Raw genomic sequence first — 21,960 nt, 5'->3', positions numbered from 1 at the left:
GTATTATTGAACATCAAAAGACCCATCATCGTTGGCCGGTAACGAATTGTTACAGCTACGATGATGGGTCTTTTAAGTGTGTAATGGTCGTGCTAATCGAGCCGAATTTCCCACTGACTGGTTTTAAAGGTGCACGGTTCCTGCCGTGTTCGGGTGAGCACAAAAGCAACGGCACCAAGTTGCTGCCGTGCATTTGGCACGTAGTATTGGGGGAGATGCGTTTGTTGATCAGCATCGATTAGGGCAATAGATTCACAGTCATTGATAATCTTTTTAACTTTTGTTTGACGATTAACAAGTACAAGTTGCATGTGAAATCACCTCACGTTCACTGTAAGCATAGAACGACACTCTATGAAACGGCATCAAAGCCTGTTTCGAAATGCAAACTTTGCCCGTTTTTAGACGTTTGGTTGGTAAATCTGTTAAACGAGCTCGATTATCGTCAGTGTAGCATGGTTGCAAACGGAGATAAAATAGTGTGCTTGTTAGTGTGGTGGCTTTAGTGGGTTGAAATGACGAGCCGTGGCCATTTTTGTTGCCACTGTTTTTGGGCCATTCGTTGATTAAAAATCGCCATGTGTGCGGCGTCTTGTTGGTATGCTTGTACAGGTCGACAGACGAAGTTCAGCAGATCCGCCACGCCGTGTGGTGCAATCAAACGCAGCTGACCGGATTCGTCCAGATATGCGCCGACACAGGTAGGTGTTTCAACAAAATGACCAATCGCATCGGCAACCGAAGTAAATGGCGGCACATTATTAAAATTATGTGTATTCATGTACACTTCGTTTTTTACCTGCCATTCGTATTGTGGCAAACGGTCCTTTAGCTTAGCTTGAATCGTGAGGTTGTCTTCATAAGGACGTTTGGGATCGAAAAAGACGACGTCGATATCAGATGATAGTTGAATTCGTTGATGGCTTAGCACTTGCCACACTGTGTTACGAATACTTCCAGCGGCTAGTGCACCCTGGATGAGATGTTGATTGGCAATGGCGTGTAAAATGGTCATCAATTCTGGACTGTGTCGAATAATATTTAAAACTTGTTGTGATTGTTCGCTTTCATCTTTCATCATCTCAGTGTAGCACGCGTTTGAATGATTGTGCAGGAATGCCAAACCAGATGAATACTGGATTCTGCGATACGGGGTATAATTATTCAATAAAATACTTGTTAGGTTTATGTGGAGGAAACACATGACACAGGAACAACTTTCGTTTATCACACATGTTGCACAGGGAAAGCCGGAAAACATTGTTCATCAGAATGCGGCGTGTCCATTTTGTGACGTCACGCACCTGACAAACATTTTGGCACAGGAAGCGGATAGGATATGGCTCGTGAACAAGTTTCGAGTGTTAGCTGATACATTGCAGACAATCATTATTGAGTCCAGTAATCACACGGGTGACTGGTCAAACTATGATCAGCAGACGGCCGCCGCAATTATGGATTTCTCGTTGCGCAAGTGGGCAGAAATGCAACGAGATCCTCAATACAAGTCTGTAATTATGTATAAAAATTATGGACCACGCTCTGGCGGGTCGTTGGCCCACCCGCATATGCAGATTATTGGGCTCAATAAAGTGGACGGCTATGCGCACGTAACGCCTGCCAATCTTGGCGGTGAACCATTTTTGAACTTGGGAGCGGCGCAGCTAGCCGTTGCAAATGAACCGTTGCTGGGTTTCCTCGAATTCAACGTACGAATTCCCGGGATAAAAGCCGCATCCGATTTGGCTCAAGCTGTACGCGTGTTGACGCACTATATTTTGACGGATTATTTCCATGGGCGTTGTGATAGTTATAATTTGTTTTTCTACAATGTTCAGGATGGTGCGATCGTTTGCAAAGTAGTCCCACGTTTTAATGCCTCACCACTAAGCGTAGGTTACTTGGTTCCACAAGTGTTTCAGTCGGACCGAATCGCTGAAATTGGTCGGGAGGTCATAACCCATGCTAACGCCTATCTTGGATGATCACGCGGTGACAATTTTGTGTCGGGATTATCAACGACATTTGCCGAATACCTTCATGGGTGATTTCGATTTATTACCAGCGGATTTGGACTGGTTGCTAACAGATAAATTTGCCTTGTTATGCGGCGTGATTGCCGACCAATCCATTCCTGCAAACCGAGCTTGGCAACTACCGAAACGTTTGCGCGACCGAATTGGGCGGCAAAACTGGTCAGCTGCGTGGTTTGCCACACATCAATCCGATTTATTAACGGCGATTCAAACCAAACCCGCATTACACCGTTTTCCCAAAACGATGGCGCAAAATTTAGCTAGTCTGGGTCAAACGTTGGTAACGGAAGCGGACGATGACGCTGAGCGGTTTATTTCAACCACTACTTTCAAGGAGTTGGAAGCCCGTTTGTCGCCCATTCATGGCATGGGTCCAAAAAAGGTGAATGCATTAGCACTGATTATCGTGCTAGACTTAAGGCAGTCGCTAACGGGGATGGACAAAAGCAAGGCACTTTTTGACGTCCATTTAGCGCGTATTTTGAGTGATTATTTGCAACGGCCAGCAACGGCTGCAATTGCCAATGTCGTTTGCCAACAAATTGATCCGACCATGCCGGCCCGTGCAGCCACTTATCTGTGGCGGTTGGATCGTCAACACAGAACGTTGGCTTCAATCATTACGCAGCCCGTTAGTTAAAAAGAACGACAAACGAAATTTATTACTGGAGGCACTAAAATGAAAGTTACACATCGTAATTTAGTTACAGAACCAGCTCGCCAATTATTTGGACTCCCATACAAAAAGCAGGAACATGGCTCATATAACTATGCGTGGCTGGACTGGGAAACAACTGATAAGTTCAAACAATTGGAAACCATCAATAAACCACTAGATCCTGCCAAAATTGGCCTATTAGTCATTGATGGTGATGAAACAACTTACTGGATCGGCAAATGGTTCCGTAAGGGTCAGAAGGTGCCAGAAGGCTTTCAAGCCATTGCGGTGCCAGAAAGTTCTGCCGCGGTTGCGTGGGTTAACGGCAATCCTGACACTGGCGACCTGTTTGGTCAACGAGCGATAGAAACGGCGCACCAAGAATTGGTTACCCGCCATATGATGACGGAGGACGACTGGACTAACCTGAAGTATGTCTACGAACGCTATGATCCACAACGCTTCCAACCTGAAGAGAATCCGACGACGCTGGACTATATTTTCTATGTAAAATAGTTTTAACTGCCGCTTACGGTTGTCAGCATTGGAACGCCGCCGTGGGACCGGTTCAAGCCTCCTAGGTTCGGAGACTTTAACCTCGTCGCAAAGCCTCGTGAGGACCGCGAGTCTTTGTGACCGTCCATGTTGTAAATTCGGCAAACCACCGAATCAACAACATTTTCATGGCTTGGTTCCAATGCTGACGCCCTGCAGCTCTGTTTAGTTCATTGCTAAAGTGCAGCGTAAGCGGGCGTCAGTCTCTATTTAAATTTCGAATTATTTACGGTGACGTTTGTGGATCAAGTGATGTGGAACGCTACTTGATTTGTCAGATTATGTTAGTTTTCGGAGAGGTGTAGCTGGCGGGCGCTGATATTGAAGCGGAGTTGTGAAAGTGGCATTAACCCAGTGGGTTTGCTGGGTTTAGGCCACGGACGAGCTTGGAGACTCGGGTTGTGAGGCTTCAAGTCGAGGTCGAAGACCGCAACGCGGGCTAAGACCGGTCCCCACAACGGAGTTTCAATATCAGCAACCAGAAGCGGAAGCATCAGCAATCCAGGTCAAAACTTTTGAAATCCATGGTTGACATCAACGCCAATCAGTCAGTACAATGACAACAATATTTGATAACGAAAACGTGGTCGCTAGTGTCGAAACTGACAACCAAGTAGCGTCTTCAATCCCTCCCCAGAGAGCCGGTGGTCGTGTGAACCGGTGATATTGAATACGCGAAGTACAGCGTTTGTGATCGTTATCTCGGCGCACCCCGATACCGGTGAAGAGTGGTTGCAGTGATGCAATAACTTGGGTGGTACCGCGGAATAAATTCGTCCCTTGTCAACTTGGCTAATGTTAGCCAGTGACGGGGGACTTTTTTGTGCCCTAATAAACTGAAAAAATGAGAAGGAGAATAAGGAATGAATATTATTGATGAACTAAAATGGCGTGGCGCAATTAACCAAACCAGTGATGAAGAGGGCCTACGCGAATTAACTGACAAGAAGTCAATTGGCTTGTACTGTGGGATTGATCCAACTGGTGATTCGATGCACATTGGTCACCTGATTCCGTTTATGATTTTGAAACGATTCCAGTTAGCTGGTCACAAACCTGTGATCGTTATCGGTGGGGCAACGGGTTCTATCGGTGACCCATCTGGGAAGAAGTCCGAACGGGTCCTACAAACGATGGATCAAGTACATCACAACCAAGAGGCCTTGCGTGGTCAAATGGTCAAATTGTTTGGGGAAGACCAATTCCGGTTGGTTAATAACTACGATTGGCTGTCCAAACTATCATTGCTGGATTTCCTGCGTGATTACGGTAAGTTATTCAACGTCAAGACGATGCTGAATAAGGAAGTCGTGGCTTCCCGTTTGGAAGTGGGGATTTCCTTTACTGAATTCACTTACCAGATCTTGCAATCTATCGATTACTTAACTTTGTACCGTGAACAAGATGTGCAATTGCAAATCGGTGGTGGTGACCAATGGGGCAACATCACGGCTGGTTTGGACTTGATTCGTCGTGTGGAAGGACCAGAAACACCGGTCTTTGCATTAACGATTCCACTGTTGTTGAAGGCTGACGGGACCAAGTTTGGTAAGTCCGAAGGTGGCAACGTTTGGCTTGATCCTGAAAAGACAACCCCTTACGAATTTTACCAATTCTGGTTAAACCAAGACGATAATGATGTTGTGAAATTCTTGAAGTACTTCACGTTCTTGGATGAAGACGAAATTAATGATCTGGCCGAACAAGTGAAGAAGGAACCTTGGAAGCGGGCGGCACAACGTCGTTTGGCAGAAGAAGTGACTAAGTTTGTTCATGGTGACGCAGCTTTGAAGCAGGCCGAAAAGATCACGCAAGCACTGTTCTCTGGTGACGTGAAGGAATTAAGTGCTGATGAAATCGAACAGGGCTTCAAGGCATTCCCTAGTGTTGAAACGACTGGCGCAACCCAAAATATTGTCGACTTTTTAGCAGACAGTGGCATTGAAAAATCGCGGCGGCAAGCTCGTGAAGACGTGACAAACGGCGCCATTACTATTAATGGTGACAAACAAACATCTGTTGATGCAGACGTTGATCCCAAGTCCATGTTCGATGGTAAATTCGTTATCGTACGGCGTGGTAAGAAGCGCTACTTCCTTGCTCGCGTAAGTGATTAAAAGCAAATCGTCAATCTCACAAGCCTTTTGTTTGGGTCTTGAAAATAAGTAAGTTTATAATTAAGCACGCTATAAATAGTGTGCTTTTTTCTTATTGTTTGACAAACGTATGTTCGACTTGTAGAGTAAATGTTGCGTTTATCAGAACGAGCTGTGAAGTTTGAAAGCACAGAATTTCACATCGGAAAACGAGGACTTATACTTATGGATGCATTTTTTCAAACGCTGGTTGATCGGCGTTCGGCACTGTTAACTGCATTGTGGCAGCACATTGAGATTTCACTGGTGTCATTGCTGATTGCGATGGCCATTGCCATTCCATTGGCCATCTGGGCAACGCATCACAAACGTTTTGCGGCATTCATGTTGCAAATTGCCGGTGTGTTGCAGACCATTCCATCACTAGCTTTATTGGGATTACTGATTCCCATTGTCGGGATTGGTACTGTTCCAGCGGTCATTGCGTTGGTCATTTATGCGTTGCTCCCGATTTTTCAGAATACATATATCGGGATTGATGACATTGATCCGTCTATTGAAGAGGCTGCTGATGCGTTTGGCATGGGGCAAACGCGCAAACTATTCAAGGTTGAGTTACCTATTGCCGCCCCAGTGATTATCTCCGGGGTTCGTCAAGCGTTAGTCATGATTATCGGGACTGCAACGTTGGCAGCATTGATTGGTGCTGGTGGACTAGGGACCTTTATCCTGTTAGGGATTGACCGTAATGACACCGCATTGACGTTAATTGGGGCCATTAGTTCAGCGCTGTTAGCAATTATTTTGAGTTGGCTCATCAATCGTTTGCAACACATGCGTCCACGCTATCTAATCGGTGGCCTGGTTGTTTTGCTGCTCGGCATCGGTGGTGTCGGTGTTGCTAATGCCGTCCGTCAACCGGCCGATAACATTACGATTGCCGGTAAGCTGGGTTCCGAACCAGATATCTTAATTAATATGTATAAAGACCTGATTGAACAGGATAACAAACATGTTCACGTCACGTTAAAGCCTAATTTCGGGAAAACGAGCTTTCTGTTTAACGCCTTGAACCACAATCAAATCGATATTTATCCGGAATTTTCGGGTACTATTTTGGAAAGCTTGGTCAAAAAGCCACAATCTGATAAGGGATTAACGGCCAATCAAACGTACCAATTAGCACAAAAAGATATGCAGCAACAATTTAAACTCAGCTACTTGAAGCCAATGTCCTACAACAATACGTTTGCACTAGCTATTCGTGAGCAGGACGCAAAGGCTTGGAATGTTCACACAATTAGTGATTTGCAGACGGTAGAAAATAAGCTGAAACCAGGGATGACGCTTGAATTCATTGACCGACCAGATGGTTTGCCAGGTGTGAATAAGACATATGGACTGAATTTAAAAGCTCAGTCAATGGAGCCAAAATTACGCTACGAGGCCATTCATAACGGCAATATCAATGTCGTTGACGCCTACTCAACGGATAGCGAATTACGACAGTATCATTTGACAACGTTGAAGGACAACAAACATTTCTTCCCGTCCTATCAAGGTGCGCCGTTGATGAAAACATCCTTAGCCAAGAAGTATCCAGGCGTTGTAAAGAGTTTGAACAAGCTCGCCGGCCATATTTCTGAAAAGGATATGCAGGAAATGAACTATGAAGTTAATGTCGAAAAGAAGTCGGCTAAAACGGTGGCGCGTCAATACTTGGTTAGCCACCACTTGCTGAAGGGAGATGCTAAATAATGGCAACTACGGTTGATGAAAACAGCATCAATGAGCTGAAAGACGGCGAACCCATCATTCGGTTTGAACATGTTCAGCAGTCCTTTAACGACAATGTTGTGATTCCAGATTTGAACTTAACCATCAACGCCGGCGAACTATTTGTCCTGGTTGGCACTTCTGGTAGTGGGAAAACGACGACCCTGAAGATGGTCAATCAGCTGCAGCCGCAGAGTGGTGGCAAGATTTTTATCAAGGATGAAAACATTACGGATATCGGATTGCAGGAGTTACGGTGGAACATTGGTTACGTGCTTCAACAAATTGCGTTGTTTCCAACCATGACCGTCGCTCAAAACATTGCGGTCATTCCTGAAATGAAGGGTGTTAAACGTGAAGAGATTGACGCCACGATTGATCGATTATTGAATCAAGTCGGTTTGGACCCAGAAAAATACCGGAATCGGATGCCCAGTGAATTATCTGGTGGTGAGCAACAACGGATTGGCATTTGTCGGGCGATTGCTTCTGAACCACCAGTTGTCTTGATGGATGAACCGTTCTCAGCTTTGGATCCCATTTCACGCACACAATTGCAGGACTTAGTATTAAATCTCCATGCAAAGCGGCATGACACGATTATCTTTGTGACCCACGATATGGATGAAGCCCTTAAACTAGGTGACCGCATTGCGGTAATGAGTGAGGGAAAGATTCTTCAAGTGGATACACCTACGAATATTGCTCAACACCCAGCCAATCAGTTTGTTGAAGCATTTTTCTCCCAGAGTGTGGCGCACAATGTGTACGATGTTTATGTAGGGAAGATGGTGATGATGGGCTTTTCTGAATCGGTTTTGCCAGAAAGGCACACTGCGCCAATTGATATTTCATCCGATAAAACGTTAGGCGAGGCATTCGACGATTTGACCAATTGTGAGTATTTACGCGTGATGGATGGTGATCGTCAATTGGGATTTATTGATGCTCAAAACATCGTTAATTATCTGAGTCAGCGTAAACGTGATGAGGATGAAAATAATTAAATAACTAGATTGAAATGAAGCGACTTCATGTGTGTCAATTGCCGGTGGCAAACGCATATGGAGTCGCTTTTTTGAATGTAAAAATAAGTGGAAAAATATTTTTCAAAACGGTTGTATCCGGATTGAAAGGTGCTACAATGATGTTGTTGAGAAAGGCGAGTAATCACTCGCTCGACAATTAAAATCAAAGAAGGGATTATCATGTTTGCAACATCATTTTGGATTTTAGCTGTTTGGTTCGTTATTAACTGCATTTGGACATTCTTTGCAACAAGCAATCAGTCATTGATGAAGACATTTGCCTGGATCAATGTCGTCGCAGTTGTCTGGGGGTTCTGGGCATACTATGGTGCAGCAAGTGTGGCAAGCTTGTCCGGTTGGTTTGCAGCAGTTAACTGGTTGGCGGTTATCTTGGCCGTTGTTCAATTCTACTTTGGCTACCGCTCCGCTCATTCAGCTAAGCAAGCATAGGTGTTTCACGATTGATTTTTAATGGTTTTATCTAACTGAATAAAAAACAGATGACACGTTTGCGGCGTGTCATTTTTTGTAACAATTTGCAAAGTTGCTTAAGTGATGAAAGACCGTTGCGCCGGTAAGAGACGACGTTCCGTGGGGACTGGTCTCAACCCGCAAAGAACGCGGTTTTCGACCTCGATTCTGAGCCACAAATCGTCTCAGAAGTCGTCCCACAACACTAAATGGCCAACTCCATGCCATTAAGTGTTGTCGACACGGAACTCTGTCTCTTACCGCCTCCACTAGATATGTTTTTTGTGCTTGGGTATGTTCAGAAAATAACGGAACAATGTTGCAAATTACTCACATCATTTGTGAACTTTTTTCTTAGCAATTAAGCCTCGAATGTCATGGTTTTAAATTTTGTATGGTTCAGCCACGTAATGCAACGGTTGTCCGACGTTTTTGAGATATGAGCGGGAGGACGCCCGTGTTGAAATCGACGGTGATAGTGTTGTTAATTCGGTGGGTTTTGCGAATTTACAACATGGGACGGTCTGGAAGACACGGTTTAGGTGGCTTCCAGACGAGGCGAAAGACCGTGAACTGCGGGCTTGAACCGGTCCCACAGACGATTTCAAAAACGGGCAACTGGGAGTGGCAGATTTCCGTTTACAATGAATGCAAATACTTTGACTAGCCAAAATGACATTTTCGGAGCTCATGAGGTCTGCTATGATAGCAGTAGTGAATTTGGGAAAGTGATGGAAGAAATAATGGCAGATAAAAAAATCCTTGATGAATTTCCTGATTTAGTAAACGCAAATAAAAATTTAACGCAGAAACAAAAGGATGTTCTGATCGTCAGCATCCAATTATTCGCAAAACAGGGCTACGCCAACACGAGTACGCGTCAAATTGCTGAGGCAGCGCATCAGTCTGAAGGCACAATGTTCAAACACTTTAAGTCTAAAGCCAACATTTTACGCGAGGCCTTGGATCCAATTGTGCGTGAGGTCGTGCCCGATTTGTTAAACGAATTAGCTAGTGAGGCCATTCGTGAACAAACGGATAACATCCATGACTTCTTCGTTTTCTTTGTTCGCAATCGAATGAAGTTTGCCTCAGATAACGAAGATGCATTGAAAGTATTCCTCAGTGAAATTCTATACAACGCAGATCTACGCAAACAGTACTTATCGATCGCGCCAGAACGTTTTTTGAACTCGTTTAAAACGATTATCAAAGCGGCCCAAGATCGGGGACAACTCGTCGACTGGCCGTTCCGAATTATTTTCCGTTATTTGCTGTCTATTTTAGGAAGCTACTTCTTTGATCGCTATATTTTATTTCCGGAGCGAGACTGGGATGATGCGACCGAAGAAAAGTACATGGTCAGCGAACTGGACAAAACCTTGGCCGTTCATCCGGACGACTAAGTTAATTGATACAACGCTTGTATGAGTTTATTTGTTGACCAACAGTTAGCATTACGAGAGAGCATAATACTTTAGTCTCGATGTAAAAATCGGTACACTTTGGTTGCGAATGTTTGAAAGACTGGAGGTAGATTATGACACACGTTGAAACATTGATTATTGGTGGTGGCCCTGGCGGCTTAGCCTTGGCATACGCCCTTAAAGGGGCAGGTCAAACAGTTGCTATTGCAGAAGAAAATCTGTGGGGCGGCACGTGTCCAAACCGCGGATGTGATCCTAAAAAAATCTTATTGGCTGCTGTTGAAGCTAAACGGTCAGCTGAACATATGAATGGTCAAGGACTGAACGGCGACCCGACGATTAATTGGGCAGACCTTATGCGCAATAAGTTTGCCTATACTGACAGTATTCCGGATGGCACATTGAGTGGCCTAAAGCAGGCTGCCATTACGACGTTTACGGGCCATGCAGAGTTTGCTGATGATGGTCACGTCATGGTTGGCAGTGAAGAAGTTGCGGCTGACAAAGTGGTCTTAGCAACGGGGGAACGGCCACGACGGCTGGATATTCCCGGTGCGCAATATGTTGGGACGAGTACTGACTTTTTGAACATGCGTGAGTTACCACGTCGGCTGACATTTATCGGTGGCGGCTACATTGCGTTTGAATTGGCTGACATTGCCAATGCGGCGGGTGCTGACGTTTCACTTGTTTTACACAATGACAAACCGTTGCGCGCCTTTCCGGCAGATCTGGTTGCGAACTTAGTTGCTCAGTTAAAGACTGCTGGCGTTCATATTTATGAAAACGTTGATGTTGCCCAGGTTGATAAAACCGATGACGGATTGGTGTTGACGGACGGTCACGATTTTCAGTTGACGACAGATGCCGTGATTGGTGCAACAGGCCGAATCGCTAACGTTGATACGCTGAATCTGGCGGCTGTCGGCGTAGAGGCGGATGCTCATGGCGTTCAGGTGAACGATCATTTGCAGACCACTAATCCAAATATTTATGCGCTCGGCGATGTTATTGCCAAACGAACAGTACCTAAGCTGACGCCAGTTGCTGGCTACGATGCACGTTATTTAGCGGGACAGTTGACTGGTCAGCAGGCAGATGCACCAATTAGTTATCCAGCCATTCCGACGCTGGTTTTTGGCATGCCGAAGTTGGCCAAGGTCGGTGTGGATGTGACGGCTGCCGCCAAAGAGTCATCACTAACGGTGAAGAAAGTTGACATGACGCACTGGTACACCTATAACCGCATTCACGATGCAGTAGCTAAAGTGACCGTTGTATTGAATGACAAACAGCAACTTGTCGGTGCAGCGGTCTTAAGCAGTATTGCTGATGAAATGATTAATTATCTGACATTTTTAATCAACCAGCATGCTACAGCTGGTGACTTTGAAAACCAGATTATGGCTTACCCATCACCTGCCTCAGATATTGATTACCTCTTGTAAAGTAAAGGAGCGAGGCCCATGGCGTTTATTGGGACGCTGATTTTAATACTTGTTGCCACGACAATTGCTGGCCACTTTTCCGCACGGGTTGGGATCCCAGCCGTGATTGGCGAACTCCTCATCGGGATCATTATTGGTCCCGGTGTTTTGAATTGGGTGCATAATAGCAGCGCATTATCTGTATTTGCTAATATTGGGGTCATTTTACTGATGTTTATGGCGGGGCTTGAGAGTAATCTTGCCCAGTTAAAAAAGGTACTGCGTCCAGCGCTGGCGGTGGCAGTGTGTGGGGTCATCCTGCCAGTTGTCTTAATGGGTGGCGTTAGCCTTGCGTTTGGCTATCACTTTACGGAGGCGCTGTTTATAGGTGTGGTTTTCTCTGCCACATCGGTCAGCATTTCCGTGGTGGTGTTACGTGAATTTCACGCATTGGACACACGTGCCGGGGCGACTATTCTTGGCGCAGCCGTCGCTGACGATATTATCGGTGTGCTGTTGCTAAGTTTGATGGTTGCTCTGATTGGGGGCGGCGCAGGTGAACACGGCAACACTAATATGGGGCTTCAATTCTTGTTCCAGGTTGGTTTCTTTGTTGCCGCGTACTTGCTCGTCAAGTGGATTGCGCCGATGCTGATGCGCATTAGTGAACGGCTACTGATTCCAACTGCCCGCACGGTAACGGCTGTGGTTATCTGTTTGGGAATGGCTTACTTAGCCGAGGTTGTTGGTTTATCTGGGGCGATTGGTGCATTTTTTGCTGGCATTGCCGTTGCCCAAACGCATGTTAAACAGGTTATCGACGACCATATTGAACCAATCAGCAACGCGTTCTTTGTACCAGTATTTTTCGTTAGTATTGGTTTGAACGTGACGTTTGCACACTTCATTACGTCGTTACCGTTTATTGTCTTGATGACAATTCTCGCTGTTGTCACTAAATGGTGGGGTGGCGAGATTGGTGCGCGGCTAACGGGCTTCTCAAAAAGTGGCAGCCGGGTTGTTGGTACAGGGATGGTTGCCCGTGGTGAAATGGCGTTAATCACAGCACAGATTGGCTTTGATGCCCACTTGTTAGCAAACGGACTTTACGTTGACATGATTTTTGTAATCGTCTTTTCGACATTGGCCGCCCCACTGTTGTTGCGGTGGGCGTTGAGCAAGGACGATTCAACAGCAGTTTCCACATCAGATAAATAACCGTGTATACGCTGAAAATTTTGCTTGCGGTTGTCAACAGTGACACGCTCGCCGTGGGACCGGTTCAAGCCTGTAGACCGCAGTCTTTCACGGCTCGGTATCACTGTTGACGCCCTTCAGCTGACTTAGAAGCTGTAGATTAGGTGCGCTAAATAATCTGTGACGATCCGGCAAAGACTTTTGATTGTTATGTGAGTGGAGCTGACTTGAAATAGAGTTCCGTGTCGACACCACTTAATGGTATGGTTTTGGCCATTTAGTGGTGGTGGACGACTTCTGAGACGGTTTGTGGCTCAGAATCGAGGTAGAAAACCGCGTTTTTAGCGGGTTGAGACCGGTCCTCATGGAACGGCGTTTCAAGGCAGTGTAACGGAGTACGATGCGGTACTGCCGGCGTTTGAGGCTCCAAGGACGGGCGTTTCAGGTCAGCGCAACGGACTAAAATTGATATGAATATAAAAGCAGCGACGCTAAACTAAGATTGAAAGTTTAGTGGCGCTGCTTTTGTTTAATTCTGTTTGTTAACTAGATTGATGAAATAACCATGGTCATGCATATCGTTCTTTAGATCGGTCATGGTAAATCGATGGTAGAACTTCCGATAATCGGTATCCGCCAAGGTAAACAAATCCGTGAGGGTCTCGCCAATGTTTGCTGAAATATCCGTCGCATCCGTGTCGCTTTTGGTTAGGCCCTTGGAATCACCGGTAATAAAACGGGCATAACTGATGGTCGGCGGAATGGTGAGATCGTATAATTCACCAACATTCATGTCAGAAAGTGGCCGTTGAAGAAGGTAACCACCGTTTTTTCCCACGGATCCTTCAATGTACCCTTGCTTATGCAAGACGGACAGGATGTTACGGATCATCACCGGATTCAGTTGAAGCGACTTGGCGAGTTCAGCACTCGTGATTTTACGTGGCCGGCTTTCGTCCAAGTAAAGCAGGCTATGGACGGCAACGGAAAAGTCTAATTTCATGGGAGACCTCTTTCTGGAACGACAATTTCATCAATAGTTAAAAAAGATTTTATAACTCATGTTCAATGGACATCAGTTCAGAAGAAACGTGACTAATGACAGGGCTTGCTTCACCAATGGTGACTAATGACAAGTGGTGCATCGCGCGTGACGCAATCGTATAAAGAATTCCAATAGCATCATCAGTTGGGTAATTGCTGACCGACACATCATAGGCGATGACGGAGTCGAACTCGAGTCCCTTTGCTAAATAAACGGGCAGTACAATGACCCCTTTGGGCAATGTGCGGTCCATGTCATTCAGCAGGGTGATGGGAAAGTCATGGTGAAGCTCACGGTAGACGCGCTGGGCGGTGGTGACGTCCTTCGTTAAAATTGCGACGGTGCCATACGTATCAAGTTCCGCTTGCACCAGTTCCTTGGTGGCACTGATGGCGTCTTGTTCATTATACCGCAATAAAATCCGTGGCAAGTCGCCGGGACGATTGAACGCTTGAATTTGGTCACCATCTGGCAATAATCCCTTTGCAAAGTTAGTGATTGGTAGCGTGGAACGGTAGCTTCTGCTTAATGTGATTAAGTTTGGCCGTTTGGCATTAAACGCCTGGGCGAGATTGTCCAATAGTTCCTGTGGTCGCTGCATACGATTGAACAAAGCCTGCTCGCTATCCCCGAGAAGGGTGAACTTAGCTTTCGGAAATGCGTGACGGAAGTAACACATCTGTGTCATCGAATAGTCTTGCATTTCATCAATGAATAAATAGGCGATACTACGATTTTGACCGCCGCCGGTAATAAGATCTCGCAGATACAGCAGTGGCACTGCGTCATCTAAACTGATGCGGTGATATTCAATGTTTGTGTCGAAATCTTGTTCATGCATGTCCCAGTGATCAGCGTCAACATTTGCGGGTGTTACCGTTTGTAGAAAATGATCGTACTGGCGATAAACATCGAGAAAGTAATTATTGAATAATGCGTCATACACTGGCTCGTAACGCTTACGAACGATTTCTCGCGAAGCAAACTCGACTTCATCATCGAGCTCCTTAAATCGGCCAACCCGTTCACCTAGCAAATCGTGATAGTGCTCAGTGTCCAGATTATCGAGTTCTTCGGCGACCCAGTCGTCTTTTGCATCTGTGCGAATTCGCCGTTTGAGCTTTTTAATGAGTCTGTTTTTAGTGGCGAGAATCTTGCCAGTCGTGCTCATTGTCTCGGGTTGTTCTGCATAAATGGCAGCAATCGCTTCCTTGGTGAAGAAGAGTGAACCATCAAGGAGGATGTCGTTAAAACGAATGTCCTGGGTCGGAACATGTTTACAATAAGCCGTGACAGCTTTAACAAACGCGGTGCTTTCAAGATAGTCACGGACATCTCGGAACATTGGATTGGTATCATCAGCGTCTGATTCGTAGCGCTCAAATAACGTTTGAACGTTGAGGCCTTGCAAACGTTGGGTGAGAAAGTCGTCCAGCGTGACCTGCCGCATGTTTCGTTCCCCTAAACTAGGGAGCACTTCTGAAATGTAGTGACTGAACAAACGGTTAGGGGAGAACAGGATCATTTGATCGGCTTGCAATTCACTTTCACCACCGTTACGGCTGTGATAGAGCAAAAAGGCGATCCGCTGCAGAATGGCCGAGGTCTTACCAGATCCAGCTACTCCTTGAACGACCAATAGATCAGAACGGGTGTCACGAATAATATCGTTTTGCTCTTTCTGAATGGTAGCAACGATGTTTTGCATCACTTCGTCGTTTTGTTGCCCTAAAACAGCCTGCAACATTTCGTCACCAACCGTTTCGTTGGTATCAAACATGTTTTTGATCTGGCCATCTTTAATGGTGAATTGTCGTTTCTTCTTCAAATCCGTCGTTTGTTTGCCAGCGGGTGTCGTGTAGGCGACTATACCGAGTGTGCCGTTGTAATAGATACTGGAAATGGGTGCCCGCCAGTCGTAGACAACAAAGTCCTGAGCTTCGTTGGTGAGTGAGAATGTCCCAATGTATAAAGATTCTGGTTTGGACTCGCCGGCATCCTGAATGTCGATGCGTCCGAAATAAGGTGATTCTTTGAGTTGTTTTAAATTGTCGAGTTGTTGACGAATGGTCGCTTCGTTGGTCACGGCCAAATAAACTAATTGTCGTTGCTGTTGCAGCTGCGCGTTGGTCTCCATCGCATCATCGACTTCAAACGTGTTGACTGATGCGTTTTCAGCATAGTTTTTCTGAATGGCGCTAGTTTCGTGGTGTGCCCGTTCAAATTGTTGCTGATTGTCGACCAGCTGGCGGTTGATCTCGTCCATAACTTGATCTACACGCTGCTGCTCATGCTGTCGTTCTTCGTTATCCAAATAATTAGCCTCCGTGTGATCAGTGACAAGTCTGTTCATGACGCCTTGGGGCCTCATGTGAATATAAATAGTTCAATCTAAAAGTCCGCTTCCGGTTGGCGGTGGTGAAAACCGCTGTGGGACCGGATCAAGCCTCCTTAAAATCGGAGTCTTTCACCTCGCCTTGAAGCCGGAAACCGCGTCTTCAAGCGCGTCCGTGTTGTAAATCCGGCCCAAACCGCTGCACTAACAACACCTTCACAGCAGGTTTTCACCACCACCGCCCTCCAGCTACTAATGTGTAGCCTCTATCCACATACAGCTGAAATTTCAGCACTATCTTTTAAAATAGTAGTGAGCATTTATAACAATGTGTTGAAAGTGGGCAACTGTAACAGTAGTGGAGTCGGTCAGGGACAGAGTTTCGTGAAGGCAATCCTTGGTGGCGGGGTGGGCCACTTAGGATTGCGGGAAGAGCTTGAAGACTCGGGTTTGTGAGGCTTCAAGTCGAGGGCTTAGACCGTTCTGGGGGCTAAGCCCGGTCCCATGAAACGGCGTCCCTGACAGACGGAACGCAGGTACTTTATATAGATTTTGATTCGAATATCTAAGTGCATTCAAATTGTTGGTAACTAAACGCAAACCATTTTATGCGCGAAAAAGGTTTGTGTCAATCATGTTGAATTACAGTTTGTGTGACTGTGAGACTGGGCTTTGACAGGCTTCACGAAAGCCGTTATAATTAATTTATTGATCATGTTTTACCACGCTAACCGTAGAGTAGGTCTAACTACAGCGAGACTGAGATGTTGAGAGTCAGTCATCACGACCGAAGTGGGCAGTTAGCTATCAGGGTCAATCAACTAAATGACATTAATAAAGCGGGATGTCGTGTGCGTTTGCACGCCACGCATCCAAAATAGGTGGCACCGCGGGTAACCGTCCTATGATGACAATACAGTATTTGTGTTGGCGTCATGGGACGGTTTTTGTTTCCAACGTCAGCACGAAAAAAGGAGACCAATATGGCAAATGAAAATGAGAAAAAAATAATTTTAACGGGTGACCGGCCAACGGGCAAGTTGCACATTGGTCACTATGTAGGATCTTTGAGAAATCGAGTTGCCTTACAAAATTCTGGTGACTACGAAACGTTTATCATGATTGCTGACATGCAAGCGTTGACAGATAACGCGCGTGATCCAGAAAAAATCCGTAAAAGTTTGACAGAAGTGACGCTAGATTACTTGGCTGTTGGCATCGATCCGAAGAAGTCGACAATTTTAGTTCAATCGCAGATTCCTGCCCTCAACGAGTTGACCATGATCTACTTAAACTTAGTCACCTTAGCTCGTTTGGAACGAAATCCAACCGTCAAGTCAGAAATCAGTCAAAAAGGTTTCGGCCAAAGTATCCCAGCTGGTTTCTTGACGTATCCGGTGAGTCAAACGGCCGATATCACAGCGTTCAAGGCAACAACAGTGCCAGTCGGTGATGATCAAGAACCAATGCTGGAACAGGCACGGGAGCTTGTTCGTTCATTTAACGGTGCTTACCACAAAGATATTTTGGTTGAACCAGAAGGGGTATTCCCACCAAAGGGAGAAGGCCGGATTCCTGGCTTAGATGGTAACGCGAAGATGAGTAAATCACTCGGTAATGCGATCTATCTGTCGGATGACGCCGACACGGTCACCAAGAAAGTCATGTCGATGTATACAGACCCCGAACATATTAAAGTGAGCGATCCTGGCCACGTAGAAGGAAATACTGTCTTTACCTACCTCGATATTTTTGACCCAGACAAAGCCCATATTGCTGATTTAAAGGCGCAGTACCAAGCCGGTGGTCTCGGTGACGTCAAAATCAAACGTTACTTAAACGAAGTGTTAGAAGCAACGTTAGCACCAATTCGCAAACGGCGCGCAGAATACGCTGCTAATCTGGACTACGTTTACAAAGTTCTTGAAGATGGTTCGGCTCATGCCAATGAAGTTGCTAACAAAACACTTCAAGAAGTTCGTGACGCGATGGGCATCAACTACTTTACACAACGCTAGTCAGCCGTTATCCATGCTCGTATAATGGTGACAGCAAGTTTGATGAAGAACGAGGTAACCAAGGATGGAAAATTTAGCGATTGTCGATTTGGGCTCTAATTCTGTCCGAATGGGTGTCACTCAGATTGAAGATGACGGCTCCTTTAAGGAAGTTCGTCGGATCAAAGAAGACACCCGTATTTCTGAGGGCATGGGTGCTGAAAAACGGTTGACTAAAGTGGCGATGGATCGGACTATTGCCGCATTGGTTAACTTTAAAAAAGTGTATGAAAACCTCCCTAATCTGACCGTCCGGGCGATTACTACGGCGGCGGTTCGTCAAGCGGTCAACCAAAAAGAATTCCTTGACCGGGTGAAACACGAGGTTGGACTGTCCCTTCAAGTGTTATCGGGGGATGACGAAGCCTATTACGATTTCTTAGGTGCCATCAATGCACTGCCATTAGATGACTGCCTCATTTTGGATACTGGTGGTGCCAGCTGTGAATTGATTCATGTCGCTAAACGGCGGGCCAAGAACTTGATTAGCGTGCCCTTTGGCGCCGTTAATTTATCTGAACAATTTCATTTTGGCGATGTCATTACCGCTGGTCATTTGTTCTCTGGTCAAGTATTTGTTCGCAAACGTCTGCAAGATGTTTGGTGGTTGAACGAGGCGATGCATTTACCAATCGTGTTACTTGGTGGGGCAAACCGAACGTTGGCACGAATCAACCGTAAGGCTCAGAAAATGGCTCGTGTCGAAGACATTCACGGGTACCGTTTGAAAACGGAAACGGTGTTTAATACGTTTGACCGACTGATTTCAAAGAATAACAAACAGCGGCAGGCAATCGATGGCCTTGAATATGACCGGGCTGACATTATCGTTGGCGGCATGTTGCCGTTGGTTGAATTATTACAACTGCTTGATTCAGATCGGGTCATTTTCTCAGAAAGTGGTGTGCGCGAGGGCATCGTGTCCGAGTATGTCAGCAAGCACCCACGGTATAACGGGTGACCACATGACTGATGATGAAAAACAGAACATGAAAAAGCAGCTTGCTCAATTTCGGCGATTGACGTGGCAGCAGCGATTGGCGGTTGCCAGTCAGTTAGGCGACCTAACGACGATTCAACGGCAAATGCTGGCTGATAATGCCAGTGAGGATGATGCCCTGCTGACAGAAAACTACTTGACGAGTTATCATTTGCCAGAAGGATTGGCCGCGACTATTCGCATGAATGGTCACGACTATCTGGTGCCAATGGTAACGGAAGAACCCTCTGTCATTGCGGCTGCTAGTTATGGTGGCAAAATGGCCGCCGACGGTGACGGCATCGTAACGCGGACGGACACCAACTTGCTGATGGGGCAGATTGTCTTTCAAACGGTGACGGTGGCTGAAATTAGTCGTTTTGTGACACCTAATGAAGCAAAATTGCTGTCACTGGCTAACCAAGCGCATCCAAGCATCGTTAAGTACGGTGGTGGTGCTCGCAAACTGCGCGTCCGTTCGCTTGGAGAGGGTTTTGTTAGCGTTGATTTGTTTGTCGATACTGGTGAGGCCATGGGTGCTAACATTATGAACAGCATGTTGGAGGCTCTCGGCCATCATTTACAGGATGTCCTTGAACAACATCCGGTGATGAGCATTCTAGCAAACGATGGGCAACAGACTTTGGTCACAGCAGCGGCAAATGTGCCAGTCGCTAATTTAGCGAAACACAACGCTGCGGTTGGCCTAACCGTTGCTAAACGAATCGTTGCAGCTAGCCAGATTGCTCAGCTGGATGTTAGTCGGGCAACGACGCATAACAAGGGCATCATGAACGGTGTTGACGCAGTCGTGATGGCGACCGGTAATGACTGGCGGGCCGTTGAAGCTAGTGCGCATGCGTACGCAGCTAGAGATGGTCAGTATCGTGGACTGTCTCGTTGGCAATTAGCTGGTGATCGGTTGGTTGGCTCGCTAACGATGCCGATGCATTTAGGCGTTGTTGGCGGGGCGACGGCGTCATTGCCATTGGCCAAACTGAATCAGCAGATTCTACAAGTCAAGGATGTGGCTACGGTAAACCAACTAGCAGTTGCTTTGGGATTGGCCCAAAATCTGGCAGCGTTGCGAGCGCTGGTCAGCGAAGGTATTCAACAAGGTCATATGCAACTGCAATACCGCAACTTAGCGGTCGCAGCAGGTGCGACACCGGAGCAGGTACCGGCTGTAGTCGAAGCACTCAAAACACACGCCCATCCATCTGCTACCTTAGCCAAAGCAATTGTCACCAAGCTCAATCAACAAGGGTAGTTGCCACTTCCGGTTGGCGACATTGGAACGGCGTCGTGGGACCGGTTCAAGCCTTCTGAAAATCGAAGTCTTTCACCTCGCCGCCGAGCCTCGTGAGGAGCCGAGTCTCCGCGACCGTCCATGCTGTAAATTCGGGACACCACCGAATTAACACCATTTTCACGACTTGGTTCCAATGTCGCCGCCCTTCAGCTGATCTAACAGTTGTCCAGCTATGTATACGTCGATTTGCGTTAGATTACAGACAGGCGATGATTTGCTGATTGTAACTGTGGTTTTACTGAATCGCGGCGATGTTCGAAATTTGTTGAGTACAGCTAATGCTACCTGCAAGTAAGTTTGTCACTGTAGCTGGAGGTTGTCCGCGTTGAAAAAACTGTGAAAGTGATGTTAATGAAGCGGTTTTTGCTGAATTTACATCACGGACGAACTTGAAGACTCGGTTTTGGAGGCTTCAAGGCGAAGTAAGAGACCATGAACTTGCGGGCTCGAACCGGTCCACACAGTGGCTTCAACGCGGACAACCGGAGGCGGAAGCTTAAAGTAACCAACCGTAATTTGGTATTTTGGTATTAAATGTGAAACCGATAATGAATTTTATGTAGAAATAAAGGAGTAAACATGGCAGACATTAAATTAGCGCCAGCGGTTCAAACATTGTTGGACCAAGTCAACGAGCTATTTCCTGGCACGGTAATGGTCCAGTTCGGTGACAAACACGCCGGTTACGTTCGTGATGATCAGGTTGAACAACATGTGTTAAAAGACCGCCTGTTGATCTGGGTTGACGACATTACCGCGCCTCAGTATTCAGCGGCTCATGAACTGAGTCACTTGTTGATGCTGTTGCAAGGATTTCCTCAGATCGAATTTAACCTCACGTTTGGTGACGATGAATTGGATGAACAGCTGATGGCCATGTCGACCCAGTTGTTTAATATCGTGAACCACGTGGTGATTTTTCCAGCCTTGGCTGGTCATGGCTTGATTGACGACAAGGTCAGTGATGAATTTTATAACGGAATTTTTGCGACGATTGATCCTGAACCTGAAAAAGGTGCTGAAGATGACGCACAAAATGCATTACGGTTGCTCGTGTTACTGGATGCGCTCGTGTTTTATGGGGATGGCATCAGTAAGCATGAAAAAGAATTAAGTACTAACTTCCCGAAGACCTACTCAGCTGCTAAAAAGCTGTACGATGTGATGATGGCTAAAAAAATCAATACACCGTTTGAGGTTCGTCGAGCACTGGTTCGTTTGTACAAGGCGTTTGATGCACAACTGACTGACTGGGGTTTACCAGCATTGAATAGTACGGCATTTACAACGGTCACTAGCGTATTGAGTGAACGTCAATTGCGGTTGGAAATGCGTCAGATGTTTGAAATTTTCCATTCTGATTTGAAAGATAAAGAGTCTGGGGAACGGGCTTATGTTGCATTGAATCGTTCTGATCGGCAAAATGCATTTGTGATGACGCCGCCTAAAGATGATGCGGATAGTTCGTCGTTTTTCAAAGAAGTGTATGATACGCCGGTTAAGGATTTCCTTGAGGCGCATAACATTAGTTATATCGTGCGGGATTAGGTTGACGTGATCG

At 46.2% G+C, this 21,960-nt stretch carries 18 protein-coding genes; 14 read left to right on the top strand and 4 right to left on the bottom strand.

Annotated features, from left to right (window positions below; all coding sequences use genetic code 11):
• Positions 1-92: 92 nt before the first annotated feature.
• Both GB993_RS07480 and GB993_RS07475 read right to left on the bottom strand, forming a co-directional pair.
• A complete protein-coding gene (locus GB993_RS07480) occupies positions 93-311 on the bottom strand; it encodes a hypothetical protein (RefSeq protein WP_161003742.1) in 219 nt (72 codons plus the stop codon).
• 191 nt (positions 312-502) lie between these two features.
• Positions 503-1,078: a nucleotidyltransferase family protein gene (locus tag GB993_RS07475; RefSeq protein ID WP_161003784.1), complete on the bottom strand. Its 576-nt coding sequence runs from the start codon at positions 1,076-1,078 to the stop codon at positions 503-505.
• A 124-nt stretch (positions 1,079-1,202) separates the two neighbouring features.
• Here GB993_RS07475 and GB993_RS07470 point away from each other — a divergent pair, with 124 nt between their 5' ends.
• The 10 genes from GB993_RS07470 to GB993_RS07425 all read left to right on the top strand — a co-directional run bounded on the left by GB993_RS07470 (position 1,203) and on the right by GB993_RS07425 (position 12,692).
• Positions 1,203-1,985, top strand: coding sequence for a DUF4931 domain-containing protein (locus GB993_RS07470; protein ID WP_161003741.1), 783 nt, complete (start codon positions 1,203-1,205; stop codon positions 1,983-1,985).
• Entirely contained in the window at positions 1,963-2,676 is a 714-nt protein-coding gene (locus tag GB993_RS07465; RefSeq protein WP_161003740.1) for a hypothetical protein, read from the top strand. Before GB993_RS07470 ends, GB993_RS07465 begins: the two co-directional genes overlap by 23 nt.
• Positions 2,677-2,715: 39 nt before the next feature.
• Entirely contained in the window at positions 2,716-3,210 is a 495-nt protein-coding gene (locus tag GB993_RS07460) for a hypothetical protein (RefSeq protein WP_161003739.1), read from the top strand.
• Positions 3,211-4,112: 902 nt separating this feature from the next.
• Complete coding sequence (gene tyrS, locus GB993_RS07455) at positions 4,113-5,366, top strand: tyrosine--tRNA ligase (RefSeq protein ID WP_161003738.1); 1,254 nt, start codon at positions 4,113-4,115, stop codon at positions 5,364-5,366.
• Between the two features lie 204 nt (positions 5,367-5,570).
• A complete protein-coding gene (locus GB993_RS07450; RefSeq protein ID WP_161003737.1) occupies positions 5,571-7,103 on the top strand; it encodes an ABC transporter permease/substrate-binding protein in 1,533 nt (510 codons plus the stop codon).
• Positions 7,103-8,128, top strand: a complete 1,026-nt coding sequence (locus GB993_RS07445; RefSeq protein ID WP_161003736.1) for an ABC transporter ATP-binding protein — start codon at positions 7,103-7,105, stop codon at positions 8,126-8,128. The genes GB993_RS07450 and GB993_RS07445 overlap by 1 nt, the downstream gene beginning before the upstream one ends.
• Positions 8,129-8,329: 201 nt before the next feature.
• Positions 8,330-8,599, top strand: a complete 270-nt coding sequence (locus tag GB993_RS07440; protein WP_161003735.1) for a hypothetical protein — start codon at positions 8,330-8,332, stop codon at positions 8,597-8,599.
• Between the two features lie 764 nt (positions 8,600-9,363).
• On the top strand, positions 9,364-10,026 hold the full coding sequence (locus tag GB993_RS07435) for a TetR/AcrR family transcriptional regulator (RefSeq protein WP_161003734.1): 663 nt from the start codon (positions 9,364-9,366) through the stop codon (positions 10,024-10,026).
• Positions 10,027-10,157: 131 nt separating this feature from the next.
• Positions 10,158-11,495: a dihydrolipoyl dehydrogenase family protein gene (locus GB993_RS07430; protein ID WP_431188880.1), complete on the top strand. Its 1,338-nt coding sequence runs from the start codon at positions 10,158-10,160 to the stop codon at positions 11,493-11,495.
• Between the two features lie 18 nt (positions 11,496-11,513).
• Positions 11,514-12,692, top strand: a complete 1,179-nt coding sequence (locus GB993_RS07425) for a cation:proton antiporter (RefSeq protein WP_161003732.1) — start codon at positions 11,514-11,516, stop codon at positions 12,690-12,692.
• A gap of 508 nt (positions 12,693-13,200) precedes the next feature.
• Here GB993_RS07425 and GB993_RS07420 read toward each other — a convergent pair.
• Complete coding sequence (locus GB993_RS07420; protein ID WP_161003731.1) at positions 13,201-13,674, bottom strand: Rrf2 family transcriptional regulator; 474 nt, start codon at positions 13,672-13,674, stop codon at positions 13,201-13,203.
• Positions 13,675-13,723: 49 nt separating this feature from the next.
• The gene (helD, locus tag GB993_RS07415; RefSeq protein WP_186337675.1) at positions 13,724-16,069 is read right to left on the bottom strand and encodes an RNA polymerase recycling motor HelD; all 2,346 of its coding nucleotides are present in this window, start codon (positions 16,067-16,069) and stop codon (positions 13,724-13,726) included.
• A 965-nt stretch (positions 16,070-17,034) separates the two neighbouring features.
• Between helD and trpS the strand changes: the two genes are divergently transcribed.
• The 4 genes from trpS (at position 17,035) to GB993_RS07395 (ending at position 21,947) form a co-directional block, all read left to right on the top strand.
• Positions 17,035-18,069, top strand: a complete 1,035-nt coding sequence (trpS, locus tag GB993_RS07410; RefSeq protein ID WP_161003730.1) for a tryptophan--tRNA ligase — start codon at positions 17,035-17,037, stop codon at positions 18,067-18,069.
• 64 nt (positions 18,070-18,133) lie between these two features.
• Complete coding sequence (locus GB993_RS07405; RefSeq protein WP_017260534.1) at positions 18,134-19,069, top strand: Ppx/GppA family phosphatase; 936 nt, start codon at positions 18,134-18,136, stop codon at positions 19,067-19,069.
• 4 nt (positions 19,070-19,073) lie between these two features.
• The gene (locus GB993_RS07400) at positions 19,074-20,357 is read left to right on the top strand and encodes a hydroxymethylglutaryl-CoA reductase, degradative (RefSeq protein ID WP_161003729.1); all 1,284 of its coding nucleotides are present in this window, start codon (positions 19,074-19,076) and stop codon (positions 20,355-20,357) included.
• A 621-nt stretch (positions 20,358-20,978) separates the two neighbouring features.
• Positions 20,979-21,947, top strand: coding sequence for an IpaB/EvcA family protein (locus tag GB993_RS07395; protein WP_161003728.1), 969 nt, complete (start codon positions 20,979-20,981; stop codon positions 21,945-21,947).
• Positions 21,948-21,960: the final 13 nt, after the last annotated feature.

The organism is Furfurilactobacillus milii (genome assembly GCF_009864005.1).
In the GTDB taxonomy this organism is placed as follows: Bacteria; Bacillota; Bacilli; order Lactobacillales; family Lactobacillaceae; genus Furfurilactobacillus; species Furfurilactobacillus rossiae_B.
Note: the sequence above shows the minus strand (reverse complement) of the source record. Positions and strands in the feature narration are given on the sequence as shown.